This is a genomic window from Paenibacillus pabuli NBRC 13638 (genome assembly GCF_001514495.1).
Lineage (GTDB): Bacteria > Bacillota > Bacilli > Paenibacillales > Paenibacillaceae > Paenibacillus > Paenibacillus pabuli.
Window position 1 is genome coordinate 393196 of sequence record NZ_BCNM01000001.1, and the last position, 17584, is coordinate 410779.

Below are 17584 nucleotides of genomic sequence, written 5' to 3' on the forward strand. Positions count from 1 at the left end.
AGTCTGGATATTAGCCTCATTAGCCGTTCGGTCTGGGAAGCGTGGAAGGGGGTGAAGGAACACCCGTCAGGGACAGGCGCGAACCGAGCTGGAGCGAAGGATTGACCCTGCTTTACGAGTGAACGTTAGTATATGTCGACTGGAGAAGGGAAGGGATCTAATGAGCAAAAGGAAAATGGTGAGCCTCACGCTGGTACTCAGTATTATTCTGGTAACCACTATGGGGGCAACAAGTGGTGGTAAGAATCGCTACGCCGATCAGGCGCAGTGGTCGCAAGAGAAGCTGCATGAATACTACTGGAACGATACATCCAAAATGATGAATAATGCTTATCCATCCACCCCAGATGGTGAACATGCTTTGAATTACTGGTGGAAGGCTCATGCAGTCGATGCATTGGTAGACGGATATGAACGAACAGGAGACAAGGCGTACACGGAGCGTGCGGAAGAACTCGTTCGCAGTATTATTGCACGCAACGGTTCACTTCACAATGAATTCTACGATGATATGGAATGGCTCGCGCTTGCCGGGCTTCGTCTGTATGATGCAACAGGCAGTGAAGAGATGAAGGGATACGTACTGGCGTTGTGGGATGACATCAAGACAGCCTGGTGGGAAGATGAGCTTGGCGGTATGGCGTGGAAAAAGGATCAGCGGTATAACCGAAATGCGTGCTCCAGTGGGCCTGCCGCCATCTTGGCTGCAAGGCTGTATGAACGTTTTGGCGATGCCCGGGATCTGGAATGGGCCAAAAAAATATATGATTGGGAGAAACAATATCTGGTTCATCCGAAAACGGGCCTGGTAGCGGATGGTTTGGTGCTGCAGGAGGATGGCACACTGGATGTGAATGAAGCATGGATCTTTACTTACAACCAAGGCACGTTTATCGGGGCGGGTGTCGAACTCTACCGGATTACAGGGGATAAGACGTATTTAAGAGATGCCGAGAAAACCGCAGCCGGTTCGTTGAAGAACTTAACAGATGAGAAGACGGGCATATTCAAAGAGGACGGCGACGGGGACGGTGCGTTGTTCAAAGGCATACTAATCCGCTATATGGTTGAGTTGTATGAAATCGGGCATAACAAAAGCTTGAAAAAGGCGGTTTATCGTAATGCCGAGGCCTTGCTGAAGGGCAGCCGGAACACAGGATTATTCGGTCAAGCTTGGGGCAAAGCAGCCCAGAACCCGCTCGACCTGACCGCACAGCTTAGCGGTGTGTTCCTGCTGGAGGGAGCTGCAAAACTGGAAGCAAGCGAAGCAGAAAAGCCAGGTGAAGCAGGGAAGAAGTAGCCGTTTGAAATGGAACATAAGTCAACAGGATAATAATTATTAGAGGTCAGCGTCTGCATGAGTCTTTCCGAGAAGAGGACTCATGCGGTGCTGTGCATCCTAGGAAAGGGTAGTTTCATAATTATGGCGAATGAGAGGAGCACTTAAAATGCATCCAATTACAGAACTCCCGGAAGCAATGAAAAGATTGACGGATAAAGTGCGGGAAAAGCAATCGGAACGCACAGCTGACATGTTTGAGCGATGTTTGGCTAGTACCTGGAATACCACCTTAAAGAACAAGGAGGACGGTTCAACCTTTGTTATTACAGGTGATATACCTGCCATGTGGCTGCGAGATTCTGCTGCACAGGTCAGACCTTTCCTGGTGCTATCGGATGATCCACAGATCGGTGACATGATTCAAGGTGTGGTACGACGTCAATTTGATTATATTTTGCAAGATCCTTACGCCAATGCTTTTAATGAATCTGCCGACGGTAAGGGACATCAGGATGATATAACCGACATGAACCCGTGGATTTGGGAGCGTAAATACGAGATTGACTCGCTATGTTATCCGATCCAACTCAGTTATCTGCTGTGGAAGAACTCCGGCAGGATTAACCATTTGGATGAAGCTTTCCGTGCAGGTGTATTACAGATTATAGAGTTGTGGAAGAGAGAACAGCGTCATGAGACGGACTCCGCGTACACCTTTGAACGGAGCAACTGCCCGCCATCGGATACCCTAGTGCGAGACGGCAGAGGGTCAGAGACTGGATATACCGGCATGACCTGGTCCGGTTTCAGACCGAGTGATGATGCCTGTACATACGGTTATCTGGTACCGTCGAATATGTTCGCAGTAGTTGTGCTGAGGTACGTGACGGAGATTGCTCAGGAGGTTCTGATGGAGGAGGAGCTTGCGGAAGCGGCAAGGAAACTTGCTACACAGATTGAGGCAGGCATTCACCAGTATGGTGTTGTAGAGGATGATCAATGCGGTCCCATTTATGCATATGAAGTGGATGGGCTTGGCTCGACCCATCTGATGGACGACGCCAACGTACCCAGCTTGCTATCCATCCCTTACCTGGGATATTCAAATGCGGATGATCCGGTCTATGTAAATACAAGGCAATTTATCTTGAGTGAGCGCAATCCGTACTTCTACCAGGGGGAAGCAGCATCTGGCATTGGCAGTCCGCATACGCCGGATCAATATATCTGGCCTATTGCGCTAGCGATGCAAGGCATGACCGCAAAGGATACTGCTGAACAGCAACGCCTTCTTGAATTACTGCTTGCAACGGACGGAGGAACCGGGTTCATGCATGAAGGATTTCATGCGGATCGTCCGGAGGAATTTACCCGGCCCTGGTTCTCCTGGGCTAATATGATGTTTTGTGAACTGGTGCTGTTATGTTCCGGTGTCACTGTTAAAAGGTGAAAATCTGCGGTGAGGTTCATCCGTAAAAAGCATCGTACCCGATATCTTAAGGGTTACGATGCTTTTAAGCGTCTGCAGTAATCCAATGGAAACAAATAACGGGGACTTGCCGTACCAATTGGCTTTCGCTCCATACGGGCTGACTAACGCTTTCTGTACAGGTATGTTTTACATGGATTTTGTTCTCCGGTGCAACTTACAAACAGTGATGACTTGGCAGCAATCAGCTATAATGTACAAGTTGTAATCAAATTGATGTGATCATTGGAGGAGGCACCGATATGAATAATATCATTGAATATTGTTTGAAAAAGAAAGGCGCGATTAAAGATTATCCATTTGGATCGAATCCTGTGGTATTCAAGATTGCAGGCAAAATGTTCGCCCTTATTTTTGAAGATAAAGAGAACGATCCCTACATTAACCTGAAATGTGACCCGGTGATTGCAGAAAACTTGAGAGAGCAGCACGAAGCCATTCGACCAGGCTACCACATGAATAAGGAACATTGGAATACGATTGTCATCGATGGTTCGTTGCCAGAGGCAGACATTTTTGACATGATTGATCATTCATACGAAAGGGTCATCAATAAACTGCCCAAAACCGTTCAAAAGTCCATATTGGAGTGAGGTTATTTATATTGCCGACCGTTCTCTCCAATATAGAGCTCTCCCTTGATGTGTGAGATAAATCTCTAAATGTAAATGAATTGCTCAAACAAGGGGTTATTACGAAATAGAATGTGCCAAAAACGAATATGCAATCGCACGTTGAAAGTCGCCATTAAGGCGGCTTTTTTGATTTTGAACAGGAAAGACTGAGGTTTGCTACGCTGGATATAATTAGATTTGAACCAGGTTATTCATCAAATCATTAGACCTCACACGTTATGAAAGCGATTTAAATTTGTGTTGACGAAAACCATTTTCATAATTATTATGTAAATGAAAATAGTTTTAGAGAGGTGGATATCACTGTGAAGCAATATTTTGAGAAGGCTCAGAAGTTTGGTAAATCGTTTATGCTTCCTATTGCTGTTTTACCAGCGGCGGGTCTATTACTGGGGATTGGAGGAGCTTTATCCAACGCCAATACGGTTAACTCGTATCCTTTTTTGCAGATCACGTGGCTGCAGCAAGTGTTTACCGTGATGAGCAGTGCAGGAAGTATTGTGTTTGATAATCTGGCATTGATCTTTGCCATTGGTGTGGCTGTCGGACTCGCCAGAGCGGATAAAGGTACAGCTGGTTTGGCTGCAGGTCTTGCTTATCTGGTCATGAATGCATCCATTAATGCCATGCTGGTCAATTCGGGGACACTTGCCGTGGAGAATTTGGCTGGTGCCGGGCAAGGTATGGTACTCGGAATCCAAACACTGCAAACCGGCGTACTCGGAGGGATCATTGTAGGACTGGTTACCGCATGGCTTCATAATCGGTACAACAAAATAGAGCTTCCTCAATTCCTTGGATTCTTCGGAGGTTCACGTTTTATTCCTATCGTTTCATCTTTTGCGGCCATCTTTGTCGGTATTGCTTTGTTCCTGATCTGGCCGACCATCCAGCTCGGTATAGCACAGCTTGGCAGTTTGGTTGATAGAACAGGGTATATCGGAACACTGTTTTACGGATTTGTTTTAAGGATGCTTGGTCCTTTGGGCTTGCACCACATCTTTTATCTGCCTTTCTGGCAGACGGGCCTTGGAGGAACAATGGAGGTTGCGGGTAAGGTTTACGAAGGAACACAGAATATTTTCTTTGCTCAATTGGGAGACCCTGCAACCGAGAAATTCTTCTCGGGTACATCCCGCTTTATGTCCGGACGTTTTATCACCATGATGTTTGGTCTGCTCGGTGCGGCCCTCGCTATTTATCATACGGCCAAGCCTGAACGTAAGAAAGTGGTTGGCGGATTGATGTTGTCTGCGGCCCTCACTTCGTTCTTGACAGGAATTACGGAGCCTTTGGAATTCTCATTCCTGTTTGTTGCTCCAATCCTGTATGTCATTCACGCCGTCTTTGATGGTTTGGCATTTATGCTTTCGCATATTTTTGAGATTACAATCGGTCAGACCTTCTCCGGTGGATTAATCGACTTTATCTTATTCGGGATTCTTCAGGGTAATGCCAAAACCAACTGGATTATCGTTCCCATCATCGGTGTGGTCTGGTTCTTCCTGTACTACTTCACCTTCCGAATCTTGATCGTTAAGCTGAATTTAAAAACTGCAGGACGTGAGGAAGAGGTAACATCGGAGCCAGACGCCAAAACGCCAAGTCAGCACACTAATACACCCGCACCAACGAAAGGTGAAGAACGTTCCATCGCCATCCTGAATGGTCTTGGCGGTGCAGACAATATCAAGGAATTGGATTGCTGTGCAACGCGTCTTCGCGTATCCGTGAAGGATATAGAAAAGGTACAGAAGGATGCACTTACAGCTACTGGAGCCAAAGGAGTAGTTCTTGTTGGTAACGGAGTACAGGTTATTTATGGACCTCAGGTTACCGTGATCAAAAATGAAATCGAAGAAATTATGGAAACGGAGTAATGGCAATGAATTTAGATCAATTAGGTTTACAAGGCGGTCTCGTTGTATCATGTCAGGCTTTGGAGCACGAACCGCTTCATAGTTCGCTGATCATGGGACGCATGGCAGTCGCAGCAAAAGAGGGGGGAGCCATCGGTATTCGTGCGAATACTGCGGCAGATGTAAAAGAGATCAAGGAGCAGGTTGATCTTCCAGTCATAGGTATTGTAAAAAGAAACTACGGAACCAATCCCGTATTTATTACACCAACGATCGTGGAAGTGGATGAGCTTGCCGAGGTCCATGCAGAGATTGTTGCGGTTGATGCCACTTTACGTGCACGGCCAGACGGTAAATCACTGGATGAATTTGTACATGAAATTCGCACCAAACATCCTCAGCTTCTATTAATGGGGGATATTTCAACCAAAGAGGAAGCCATCCATGCTGAACGGCTTGGTTTTGATCTGATCTCCTCTACATTGGTTGGATACACAGAGGAGACAGCAGGGCTCAAGCTTTACGATAATCAATTTGCAGCCTTGAAAGAAATTCTCGCTAGTGTACAAACACCTGTCGTTGCGGAAGGAAATATCATGACCCCGGAGATGGCAGCAAAATGTCTGGAAGCTGGAGTCTATTGTGTTGTTGTTGGTGGAGCCATTACCCGCCCGCAACAAATTACGGAACGGTTTGTCTCTGAAATTGCAAAATTGAAGCCGTCTTCTCCTGCTGTGAAATAAAGGGAAATGCAGACCAAACAGCCAACGAATCAAGTTGGCTGTTTGGTTATTCAGCAGAATAAAGAGCTTTTAACGTTTGCTGCCGCGCATGAAGTAAATGTTCATCCTCAAGTAATAGAAGAGAAATCACATCCAGAATGTAAATAATGGCCAACTGACTATTGATGAAGTTTACATCTCCGGTTCGCCCGATATCCGGTGTGAAAATGCACAAATCCGAGATTTCAGAAAGGGGTGTATGATCAAAATTAGTAATTCCAACGACTTTGCTTCCTCTTTTTTTCGCCGCATTTAATGCATCACTGACCTCTAATGTCCGTCCTGAATTGGATAAACCAATGACCAGATCATCTTCTCCCAAAAGAGAAGCGCTCATAATCATCATGTGTGAATCGGTCACCGCATCAATGACGATATCCATCCGCATGAGCCTGTATTTGAACTCTAGAGCGGATAAACCTGAACTTCCCAAACCGTAGACATAGATTCTGCGAGCTTTTTTTATGAACTGGACAACCTGTTCGATTTTGGCGGTATCCAGCATTTCTGCGGTTGCGTTGATAATATCATTGTGGATCTGTTGTGTTCTTATGAAGAAATCCGTTTGATTGCGGGGTTGATCCACCTCACGGCTAAGCCTGATTTTAAAATCAACAAAGGTAGAACAACCTACTTTTTTACAAAATCTAGTGATGGTTGACATGGAAGCGTTGGTGTACGCCGCCAAATCCCTAATATTGATGTTATTGATAGATGATTTATTGCGCATCACATAATCGGCTATTTCCTTTTCTTTTGCTGAAAAACGCTGGTATTCAAGCTGCAGCATGTCAATGACACTGGATGACATTGTGAATCCCCTTTCCCTGAACGTGTTACTTTAATAGTCTATCCTCATTAGTCTACTTCCTAAAAGCCAAATCATCAAACCTTTAAAAATGGCCAGAAAATATTGAAGATATTGCAAAAGAGAGAGAGTGCCTGTACAGTGGATGGATCATGGAAGCAAGAAAAGGAAGCTGGAAGCTGAACAACAAGCATGAATTGACGTAAAATGGAGTGTTTTTCATTTCTCAAATATAGCTCGATAAAGGAGGGTCACAGGTATGAAATCTCATGTCACCGACCGTATTAAAATTCCGGCAGGATTCTGGGCAGGCTTAGATCAATTGGGAATTGCTGCTCACGTGGTAGCACGCAAAGCACAACTGCCGCTCACCGTTATTGTGGATTCGGTCGTTAATACGGCGGAGTACTTCGCGATCTGGCAGGCTTATGCCGATCTCATTGGTGACACTGCCGAAGGAATCATCAAGCTGGCGACCATCTTTGAAACATCGAAGTATCCGCCAACCGTCCTGGCGACTTATCATGCTCGAGACTACCGGGATGCTTTGCATCGAATGGCTCGTTATAAACAACAGTGCCCTCCAGAAAGCATACGTATGACCGAGCAGGACGAACGTTGCACCATTGAACTGGAATGGCTGCAAAGCGTGCAGCCTGGTCCGCCATTGCTGGTAGGCATTACGCTGGCTTGTCTTATGGAGATCGGGCGAAGGGGGACAGGTCATCCTTTGACGGCGCAATTAGTTGAATTCTCGCAAGACATGGGTGATGTCCAAGCCTTGGAACAATATTTTGGCTGCCCTGTCCGAGTTGCTGCAAATACGAACCGGTTGATATTACATCGAGGAGATCTGGACCGTCCTTTTCTCTCCTATAACGAAGAGCTGTTGGAGATCCTGACTCCTGTTCTCGATCAATCGTTAGACGAACAGCAGCGTACCCGATCGATAGGCGAAAGGGTCAAATGGATCTTGAAACGCAGCCTCACTGGAGGACGCCCGGACGTACAGACTGTTGCAAAAGAGCTGAATATGAGCGATCGTACCTTACAGCGTCGACTTACGGAAGAGAGTACAAGCTTCAAACATCTGCTGACACAAGCAAGACATGAGCAGGCATTGGCGTATTTGGCAGATCCCAAGCTTGATATTAAAGAAGTGGCTTTCCTGACTGGATATGAAGATCAGAACTCATTTTACCGTGCATTCCGGATCTGGGAAGATGATACTCCCTCGAATTGGCGTGTTCGGCAAGAATGTTGACGCGGTACGCTAGTTACGAAACACTCCTGATTCGTTATTATAATCATTATCCGAGGTACAACATGGAATTGTACGATAGGGATTTGATTGCAACCTAGAAGGAGAAATGAAGAATGGATATGGGACTGAAACATAAAACAGCGTTGGTTACCGGATCAACAAAAGGCATAGGCAAAGCCATTGCTGTCGAACTCGCCAAAGAAGGGGTTCATGTGCTTATTAACGGGCGTAGTTATGAAGAGGTTGAACGAACTGTGCAGGAGATCAAATCGGAATTCCCGGACACGTCGCCTCAGAATGCTACTGCGGATCTTGTAGATACGGGACAGAGACAAGCGTTATTTGAGCAATACCCTAATATAGATATTCTGGTAAACAATATGGGGATATACGAAATCATGCAATATGAGGACATTGATGACGAAGTATGGGAAAAATACTTTCGTACGAATGTTCTTGCCGCGAACGGATTATGCAAGTTTTATTTACCTGAAATGTTGAAAAATGATTATGGTCGCATTATCTTCATTGCGAGTGAAGAGGCTGTTATGCCATCCGGACAGATGCCTCAGTATTGCATGACCAAATCCATGCTGCTATCTTTATCCAAAAGTTTATCCCTGTTAACTAAAGGAACCGAAGTAACGATCAATACAATTATGCCAGGACCCACACTATCTGAAAATGTCCAGCAAATCATTGAAGGCATCTATGCAGATTCAGCCATGACCTTTCTGGAAAAGGAAAAGGATTTTATGTCCTCCAACCTGCCTCAATCGCAGATACAGCGTTTTATAAGACCTGCTGAAATAGGCAGACTGACTACCTTTATATGCAGTCCGTATGCATCTGCATTTAAAGGTTCTCCAATCCGTATGGATGGGGGAATGGTACCGACCATTTTCTAACTTACTGTATATTACTTCACCTTAACCGCGATTATCGCGGTTTTTTTCTATTAAAATAAGACTAAAGATCTATTTTAATTCCATATTTTTACTTATATGATGGTTATAATCAATATATTTAACAGGGAGAGTGAAATAAGTGAAAAAAAGTAAATCGATTTTAATCTTGGTCATGAGCATGATTCTAGTCTTTTCCATTTCAGGAATGGGTACAAGTTCCAAAGCATCTGCAGCCACGGCACGTACACCTGTTGTATTCGTACATGGATTAACGGGCTCGGATAGCAATTTTGCAGCTATTAAGAGTTACTTGCGGAGTCAGGGCTGGTCGAATGATGAGTTGTTTGCCATTGATCTGCCTAGTAAACAAGGAAACCAGACATTGAATTCAGCAGCAATCGCTCGGTTCGTAGATAATGTGCTTCTTGAAACGGGCCACTCCAAAGTGCATATTGTTGCTCATAGTATGGGAGGGGCGAATAGTTTGTATTACATATTGAACCGTGGTGGAGCTTCCAAAGTGGACAAACTTGTTACCCTTGGAGGGGCCAATCGCTTAACAACAACCTCAGCACCCAAAGGAATTGAAGTTACCTCCATCTATTCTACTAGTGACACTATTGTATCCCCGGTACTTTCCAGACTCGATGGGGCAAACAATATCCCGATTTCCCTGGTATCTCATATCGGCCTGCTCTTTAACTCCCGGGTAAATGCCCTGATCAAAACGGCGTTAAACGAATAGGGATGGAGATTGGATAAATGCCAAACAACAGAAAGACGGTAACCAATTGATTGGTTGCCGTCTTTTTGTTACTGAACTTCTTAAGAAGCAACAAGAGTAGAAAATATGAAGAGAATCCATCTGATTGCCAAAGAGTTAGAAGTCACTTTGTACGTGCATTATCATCTTCTTCCCAATGGATTTCTATGCAGAAGTCTTCCTTGTAAAATCATCACTGCTCCCTGTTTTGTAACCATTTAACCGTCCCAATGAGACCTATGAGTCCTATTAAGAAAACCAGTAAATAACTAGTACCCAACAAGGGAAATAAAGCGACTCCGCTTTCCTGCAAATGCAAAGCAGGCACAGACCAAGGCAGATAAGCTCCAATGGCGGTAGGCCCGAACACCAATGCCAACATTAAAGTTGTAAATGCAAAGCCGATCGGCACCAGATAACCACGTGATATACAGGCCAGTAGGGCAAGAGGTGCACTTAATAATAGGTGGAGAGCACCAATGATAAGTATTAGGAACAAATAATGTTGTACAATCGCAAACGAAAAGCCAGGAAGTCCAATAGCAAAACCGAGTATTAAGGCATAAGCAAAGCTGATCAACATCATTACAAAACACCAGAATATAATTGCGACATATTTGGCAATCGCTATTTTACCACGCGATATAGGCAAAACGAGCAAATCCTTGAGCGTCCGATCAGAATACTCACGGCCAAATGTCCAGCTTGTCACCAATCCAAACCCCAGCAGCCCAAACACGGATGCATACAAAAACGCAGTCCGTTCAAAAAAAGAAGGCCAATCGGGCTGTCCCAAGAACAACGTGATGACAAACAATATAAACAGAAGCGTACCCCATAAAACAAAGGATCGACGCAATTTGTAAACTTCAACGCTACAGGCTGTCAACAATGGTCTCATTCCGTTTTCCCTCCTGGGCTCCGATTACTTTGAGAAAGTAATGTTCCAAATTCTCTTCTTCAATGTTAAGCATCGTGAGCGGCACTTCATGCTGAGCAAGCAATTTCGCAATATGTTCGGGATGCTTCACGGCATGATCATCCGGTAGTGCAAGGCAATTATTCGAAGTCGAATGTACCGCATACCCGGAGTCTGAAAGAATAGCTTGAGCCTTCCGATCATCCTTCGTTCCGATCATCAACTGTTTTCGGCGGATGGTTTCAAAGTCTTTTGTTGTCAGTTCTTCAAGCAATACGCCTTTGTGAATAATGCCGATTCGAGAAGCCATTTTGGACATTTCCTCAAGGATATGGCTCGATATAAACACGGTAACCCCTTGTTGAGAAGCTAGAGCTTTCAGCATCTCCCTTATCTCGACAATTCCGGCAGGATCAAGCGCATTGGTTGGCTCATCAAGAATCAGAACGTCCGGCTTATGAATTAACGCTTTGGCCAATCCAAGTTTCTGCGCGTTACCAAGTGACAACTCTCTTGCTTTACTATCCGCATATTGGGTAAAATTTAACTGCTCCATAATTTCGTCAACTGCCCTGGGAACCGGTAATCCTCGCAACCTGGCCATCAAATTCAAGTTTTCCCTAACCGTAAAGTTAGGGTAGGCATAAGGAACTTCCACCATATAACCTACTCGTCTCGACAAATCTGGATTCCCATTCGCCCAGCGCTGACCAAACAAATACACTTCTCCGGAAGAAGGCTTACTCATTCCGAGAAGAGTTCGAATGGTTGTCGTTTTCCCTGCGCCATTCAACCCCAGGAATCCATAGATTTCTCCTTTTTTAACGGAAATCGAAACGCGATCTACAATGACTTTATTTCCGTATTGCTTTGTCAGGTTAACGGTTCGAATAATTTCTTCCATAGTAACAGTCCTTCCCATAACCAAAATTAAACAAATATAAGAGCCGGCAGCCGTATGAGATGTTGAAAAGAATCCTGCCGGCCTTGTCTAAATCAGTTTGCGTGATAAATGGAATTCAAGTAATTCGAAATCGAACCGGTATCATCAATGGAGGTACGCAGTGCGATGTAACCGTCGGGACGAATCAATAGGAGTTCTTTACTTGCTACATCGTAAATTCGATAGGCATTCCCTGCTGTGTCGATTATGCCTTCCGCTCCCTCCGCGTTGGATGGCAGGATATAATGCACATGGAGTTCGTCATTGGTGAAGTTCTTCAGCGAAGGATCGATGCCGTTTGCAAAGGCCAAAAGCGTCCAGTGTGGGCCGCGCAATAGGTCAAAGACACTCCCTGCAAACCCGGTGCCTTGCAGGCCCTCGGCATTAGGAGCACGATCCCCGGGCAATGAACGGGTAACATTCGTTCGAGCAGACGGGCGGATAAGAGAACTTGACCGATAGGAAATGAGAAGCCCACTCGTCAGATCGTCGGATATGGTGCTCAAAGATTGGGACAACCCTCCGCCTTCAGTCGCCGTTCCTATGACCCCGACCATCTTCTTCGTGCTGTCCTCAAGTACGGCTTGAGCCACTGGGCGACGCTCCTCATCGTACGTGTCGAGCAAGGCGGTGTGCGCTCCGTGTAAGACGGCATCCAGCTTCCATCCAAGGTTGTATGCGTCCTGCATCCCCGTATTCATGCCTTGACCGCCGGCCGGCGAATGAACATGAGCGGCGTCGCCGGCAAGGAAAACCCGGCCGTTGCGGTAACTTTCAACCATACGGACGTTGACCCGGTAGATGGACAGCCAGGAAGCATCCGTGAGCCGAACACGTCCGGCCCCCGCTCGACGGTCAAACATGGCTTGATATGCCTCTAGCGACGGCTGCTCTGGTTCTTCGATGTCTGCCGGAATTGTAGCCTGCAGTTGCCAAATATCGGATTTCGGCAGCGGTGTCACCCCGACCATTCCCTCCGAAGATGTCCAGATATGGATATGGTCACGATCCAACCCTTCCAATCGTACATCGCCAAGATACCATCGCTCATCATCGTGTGTTTCCCCAACCAGTGGCAACTGAATAAACTTGCGGATATTGCTTTTGCCCCCGTCGGAGCCAACTACATAACGAGCGCGTATTTGCTCTTCTCCTTGTGGTGAATTCACGGTTACCGTTACACCATCCAAATCCTGAACTAGCTCTACAGCTTCCATGCCCAACTCAACTTGACCGCCAAGCACTGCATATCGGTCGCGCAATGCTTTTTCCACATCAAATTGAGCAATCCAGACCGGATCACGATAGGGTGTTTCAAGTTCAGCGCTGGCTGAAACGGTAATAGCCGGCTTGTCCACACTCCTGCCATCTGCGGTATAATAACGAACAGGCAAATCCACCACACCTGTGTCCATAATGTAACGAACGGCCTCCAAATCATCAACAACCTCGAGCGAACGGGGCTGGATTGCTTTGGCGCGAGACGCTACGTTATATAAGGCGCTTCGTTCAATAATACGATGGTCGACGTTTCGACGGGCAAGGTCGCAGGCAAGTGTAAGCCCTGTTGGTCCGGCCCCGACAATGAGAACATCAACAAAAGACTGCGCGGTTTTCATGGATAAATTCCTCCTTGATCATTGATTGTGACATGTTGCATTGATTATACTACACCGTGCAGTGTAGTTTGTAAAGTGGAACTCATTTTTGATAGTATACCTGTAGGGGGGAAACGTAAGCATGGATAATACGGAAAACAAAAAAATCCGCAAAGGCTCTTCAGACAAACGAGCCAAAATTATTGCAGCGGCACGAGACCTGTTTCTTTCAGATGGGTTTGATCGCTCCAGCGTCGATGCAGTCGCAGCCAAAGCGGGAGTTTCCAAACGGACCGTTTATGATTATTATGGCGACAAACAGAACTTGCTGCTTTGTGTTGTGGAAGAAACCAGTCAGGCGGTTCTGGACATGATCAAGCAAGGGATATCAGACTACCTCTGGGAATTCGAGGATCTGGAGCAGGCGCTCATCTTATTCTGCGAACAATTCGTAGCTTCTGCGAACGGTTCGTCCGATTACAGCGCTTTGATCCGTCTGGTTACAATGGAAGCCGCCAACCTGCCAGGCTCGTTTTTAGAAAAGCTGGATAACGCAACGGAAGAGGGGATTATCAGGAGGTTTACCGAGTTTGGACAAACCGGACTGCTCGATGTGCCGGATCCTGTAATGGCTACAAAGCACTTCGCTGCCTTAACGTTTTTGTTGGTATTTGATCAACCGATAAAAGCAGGCAATTTGGAGGAGGAACATACCAAACGTATCATCACTGAAGGCGTACGCGTCTTTCTTTGCGCTTATGGAAAACGCACCGTTCAAAACGAAAATCAGCCATCAAACTGATTGCGATTTTGCTTAACGATAAAAGACTGGTGGGGCCGTCAATTTAACGTAAATATATGCCAAGGACGTGTAGGCGTTTCACAAGGCAGATTTCCAAGTTAATGACTGCTAATTAAGATTAGCGGTCATTAACTGTTTTCAAAACAAAGAAGCTGCATTAATCGCTGCGTTCGAGCACGGTGGTTCTTTTCGGGATCAGACGATTCTTATCTTGATGTTTCACATCGGCTTACGAACAATGGAAGGATGCAATTTTAGGAGCGTACCTATTGGAGTTGATTCTGGTTTTGACAGACTAAAATGCAACTCTTCTGGTGCTTTTAGAGAAAAAGAAGTTATAATATTTGTGAAACCGAAATCGTTTTCCGAATTGGAAAATGATACTGGGAATCTATCAGATAAACTTCTAAAAGGAGACTGTACTATATGCTGGCTAAAATAGATTTGCAAGGAAGTTGGAAACTCCAACTTGATGAGCAAAAGATTGAGACCGGACTGCATTACTCAGATATCATTTCATTGCCTAATACGACTTCTCATGCAGCCAAAGGCAAAAAGAACGAGATTGCTTTAGCAGGTGCTTTGACAGATGAGTATTTATTTGAGGGCTATGCCTGGTTTTCAAGAGAAATTGATATTCCTGCTCAGCTGGCAGGTAAGCTTTGTTATCTGCATTTGGAAAGAACAAGAGTAACGACGGTCTGGATTGATGGAGTTGAATGGGGTACACAAACCAGTCTGAACACGCCGCACCGTTATGAAATTGGAACAGGTCTGACCGCAGGAACCCACTTGATTACGATTCGTGTAGATAATACCAATTATCCTACCAAAGGTGGTCACCTCACCTCAGAAGACACGCAGACCAACTGGAACGGGATTACCGGGAAAATGGAACTGCAATTTTATGAAAGTGTTTTCTTGAAAAACATCCAGGTTTACCCTGATCTTGCTGCTCGTTCTTTCGATATTAAGGCAGAACTTGTTGGCGATTGGCATGGGACTCGTATCGTCGTCTCATCTCAAAGCATGAATGCTGCCCCGGTTCATACGCCAGATGAACAAATATTCACTGCCGATTCAAACAATCTGCATTTTACATACAAGCTGGGTGAAGATGCCTTGTTATGGAGCGATCAGGAACCTAATGTGTACAAGCTTCATATTCGTTTGCAAAACAACAACGGGGAGATCCTTGATTCCGAAGAGATTTGGACAGGATTGCGGGAGTTCAAAGCAGAGGGAGACAAATTTACCATCAATGGTCACAAAACATTTCTGCGTGGCAAGCATGATGGTCTGATCTTTCCGCTTACGGGTTATGCACCAACCGATGTGGAAGAATGGCTTCGCATTCTGGGCATTTCCAAGTCATACGGAATCAATCACTACCGTTTCCATACCTGTTGTCCGCCCGAAGCTGCATTTGTTGCAGCGGATCTTCTCGGAATCTATATGGAACCAGAGCTTCCGTTTTGGGGAACCATTACGGATGAATCCTCGGAATCTCACAATCCGGCAGAGCAGGAATATTTAATCAGTGAAGGCTATGCCATGCTGCGAGCATTCGGCAATCATCCTTCGTTTGTGATGATGTCCATGGGCAATGAATTATGGGGAAGCAAAGATAAACTGAATTCAATTCTGAAAGCGTATAAAGAATATGACAACCGTCATTTATACACAGAAGGATCTAACAATTTTCAATTTGTCCCGGACATTTTGGAGGAAAGTGAATTCTTTTGTGGTGTACGCTTCTCCAAAGAACGCTTGTTCAGAGGCTCATATGCCATGTGTGATGCACCTCTTGGACATGTGCAAACGGACATGCCTAATACGTTGAAAGATTACGACTCCAATATAGTTCCAGAATACACTCACTCTATGGATGATCCAGGTCTATCTGAAGGAAAAGAAATTCAAATTCAATATGGCACAGGAGCCAAAACGGTGAAGGCGGAAGCAGGAGGTCAGCAACTTGTTTCCCATGTCCCTGTCATTTCACATGAAATAGGGCAGTACGCTACGTTCCCCAATTTTGAGGAGATCCAAAAGTATACAGGTTCTCTGAAAGCGAAAAACTTTGAGCTGTTTCGAGAGCGTTTGCAAGCCAAAGGACTGGGGCATCTGGCGGATCAATACTTCAAATCTTCGGGTCAGCTGGCGGTTGCTTGTTACAAAGAAGAACTGGAAGCTGCCTTTCGTTCCAAACATCTTGCCGGATTCCAACTGCTTGACCTCCAGGATTTCAGTGGCCAGGGGACAGCGTTAGTAGGCATTCTGGACGCATTTATGGATTCTAAGGGCATAATTACACCGGAGGAGTGGAGAACATTCTGTTCAGATGCCGTACTTTTGGCAAGGTTCCCCAAATATAATTATGAAGCTGGCGAGCTGTTCGAAGCACGGATTGAGTTAAGCTATTTTAGAAACAAAGCGTTGGATGGACTTCAACTGAAATGGGAATTGCACGCTGTGGGTAACATTATTGCTAACGGATATGCAGATATACCTTCATTTAAGGGTGAGAATTATGTGGTTATTACGGATTTAAGCATTCGTATACCTGATGTCCCAAGGATGACAAAAGTGATGCTGAAGCTGTCAATTCCAGATACGGATATTCATAAGTCCTATGACCTATGGATTTACCCGAATCAGGTGAAAGTCGATTTTGCCGGACTACACTTGTTTTCCGAGATCTCAGAACATGCCTTGGAATTACTGGAGCGTGGAGAAGACGTTCTACTTTTCCCGTCACCGGAAAATATTCAAAATGCGATTGAAGGTTTTTATAGCACGGACTTTTGGTCCTTCCCTATGTTTCGTTCCATATCAGAAAGCATGAAGAAGGATGTTCCCGTGGGAACCATGGGATTGCTTATCCAGAAAGACCACGCTGTATTTGAGCATTTTTCTACGGAAGATTACTCAACTTATCCATGGTGGAGCATTGTGTCCCAGTCCTCATCGATCATTCTGGATGACCTGGATAAAGACTTGAAGCCACTGGTCCAGACGATTGATAATTTTGAGCGGAACCACAAACTTGGCATGTTGATGGAGTGTCGTGTACTGAATGGAAGAGTGCTGATGGGCGCACTTCATCTGGAAAATCTGATGAATACGCTGGAAGGAAGACAGTTGATATACAGCTTCCTTCGTTATGTGAAAAGTCCGGCTTATCAGCCTGTTGCCCGACTGGAAGTGGAAGAGCTTCGCCAGTTGTTTAACAAAGGATAAGTTTTAATGTTTCGCGAAAAATTGACGAGTATAGATGAAGAGGTCCGTGCATTCCAGCATGGACCTCTTCATTAGTTTAAGCTGGTTTACAGCGTTGTTTTCGTGTTCGCGAATATCACTCCTAAACGCATGAACGACTTTCCATATGTCTGGCGATTAACAAATGTTATCCATTCGTTCAATGGATCGCAGTGGTCTCGATCGTTTGGCGCAACCGAGGCAAGTTCCTGCTTTCTCCTATGCCGGGTTGCTTGATGTAAATAAAAAGAAACCCATGTCTTCAAAAGAC

At 45.4% G+C, this 17584-nt stretch carries 14 protein-coding genes; 10 read left to right on the forward strand and 4 right to left on the reverse strand.

Annotation, left to right across the window (positions count from 1 at the left end; translation table 11 throughout):
- The first annotated feature begins 160 nt into the window (after positions 1 to 160).
- The 5 genes from PPA03S_RS01350 (at position 161) to PPA03S_RS01370 (ending at position 6008) form a co-directional block, all read left to right on the forward strand.
- On the forward strand, positions 161 to 1300 hold the full coding sequence (locus tag PPA03S_RS01350; RefSeq protein ID WP_062319045.1) for a glycoside hydrolase family 76 protein: 1140 nt from the start codon (positions 161 to 163) through the stop codon (positions 1298 to 1300).
- Positions 1301 to 1448: 148 nt separating this feature from the next.
- Complete coding sequence (locus PPA03S_RS01355; RefSeq protein WP_062319046.1) at positions 1449 to 2732, forward strand: glycoside hydrolase family 125 protein; 1284 nt, start codon at positions 1449 to 1451, stop codon at positions 2730 to 2732.
- Positions 2733 to 3013: 281 nt separating this feature from the next.
- Positions 3014 to 3364 carry an MmcQ/YjbR family DNA-binding protein gene (locus PPA03S_RS01360; protein WP_062319048.1) on the forward strand — a complete coding sequence of 117 codons (351 nt, stop codon included), beginning with the start codon at positions 3014 to 3016 and terminating at the stop codon, positions 3362 to 3364.
- Positions 3365 to 3711: 347 nt separating this feature from the next.
- Positions 3712 to 5286: a glucose-specific PTS transporter subunit IIBC gene (gene ptsG, locus PPA03S_RS01365; RefSeq protein ID WP_082703950.1), complete on the forward strand. Its 1575-nt coding sequence runs from the start codon at positions 3712 to 3714 to the stop codon at positions 5284 to 5286.
- A 5-nt stretch (positions 5287 to 5291) separates the two neighbouring features.
- Entirely contained in the window at positions 5292 to 6008 is a 717-nt protein-coding gene (locus PPA03S_RS01370) for an N-acetylmannosamine-6-phosphate 2-epimerase (RefSeq protein ID WP_174532102.1), read from the forward strand.
- Positions 6009 to 6054: 46 nt separating this feature from the next.
- Here the strand turns inward: PPA03S_RS01370 and PPA03S_RS01375 are convergent, their stop codons facing one another.
- Positions 6055 to 6837: a MurR/RpiR family transcriptional regulator gene (locus PPA03S_RS01375; RefSeq protein ID WP_167665961.1), complete on the reverse strand. Its 783-nt coding sequence runs from the start codon at positions 6835 to 6837 to the stop codon at positions 6055 to 6057.
- Positions 6838 to 7114: 277 nt separating this feature from the next.
- Here PPA03S_RS01375 and PPA03S_RS01380 point away from each other — a divergent pair, with 277 nt between their 5' ends.
- The 3 genes from PPA03S_RS01380 to PPA03S_RS01390 all read left to right on the forward strand — a co-directional run bounded on the left by PPA03S_RS01380 (position 7115) and on the right by PPA03S_RS01390 (position 9772).
- On the forward strand, positions 7115 to 8119 hold the full coding sequence (locus tag PPA03S_RS01380) for an AraC family transcriptional regulator (RefSeq protein ID WP_062319053.1): 1005 nt from the start codon (positions 7115 to 7117) through the stop codon (positions 8117 to 8119).
- A 113-nt stretch (positions 8120 to 8232) separates the two neighbouring features.
- Positions 8233 to 9027: an SDR family NAD(P)-dependent oxidoreductase gene (locus PPA03S_RS01385; protein WP_062319055.1), complete on the forward strand. Its 795-nt coding sequence runs from the start codon at positions 8233 to 8235 to the stop codon at positions 9025 to 9027.
- Between the two features lie 139 nt (positions 9028 to 9166).
- Positions 9167 to 9772, forward strand: coding sequence for an esterase/lipase family protein (locus PPA03S_RS01390; RefSeq protein WP_062319057.1), 606 nt, complete (start codon positions 9167 to 9169; stop codon positions 9770 to 9772).
- Between the two features lie 211 nt (positions 9773 to 9983).
- Here the strand turns inward: PPA03S_RS01390 and PPA03S_RS01395 are convergent, their stop codons facing one another.
- The 3 genes from PPA03S_RS01395 to PPA03S_RS01405 form a co-directional block, all read right to left on the reverse strand.
- A complete protein-coding gene (locus PPA03S_RS01395; RefSeq protein WP_062319059.1) occupies positions 9984 to 10691 on the reverse strand; it encodes an ABC transporter permease in 708 nt (235 codons plus the stop codon).
- Positions 10666 to 11613 (reverse strand): ABC transporter ATP-binding protein, encoded by a 948-nt coding sequence (locus PPA03S_RS01400; RefSeq protein ID WP_062319068.1) that lies wholly within the window; start codon positions 11611 to 11613, stop codon positions 10666 to 10668. Before PPA03S_RS01400 ends, PPA03S_RS01395 begins: the two co-directional genes overlap by 26 nt.
- A gap of 92 nt (positions 11614 to 11705) precedes the next feature.
- Positions 11706 to 13271, reverse strand: a complete 1566-nt coding sequence (locus tag PPA03S_RS01405; RefSeq protein WP_062319070.1) for an FAD-dependent monooxygenase — start codon at positions 13269 to 13271, stop codon at positions 11706 to 11708.
- 121 nt (positions 13272 to 13392) lie between these two features.
- On the opposite strand from PPA03S_RS01405, the gene PPA03S_RS01410 reads away from it, so the two are divergent.
- Both PPA03S_RS01410 and PPA03S_RS01415 read left to right on the forward strand, forming a co-directional pair.
- Positions 13393 to 14052, forward strand: a complete 660-nt coding sequence (locus tag PPA03S_RS01410) for a TetR/AcrR family transcriptional regulator (RefSeq protein WP_062319072.1) — start codon at positions 13393 to 13395, stop codon at positions 14050 to 14052.
- 426 nt (positions 14053 to 14478) lie between these two features.
- The gene (locus PPA03S_RS01415) at positions 14479 to 17295 is read left to right on the forward strand and encodes a DUF8487 domain-containing protein (protein WP_062319074.1); all 2817 of its coding nucleotides are present in this window, start codon (positions 14479 to 14481) and stop codon (positions 17293 to 17295) included.
- Positions 17296 to 17584 lie beyond the last annotated feature (289 nt).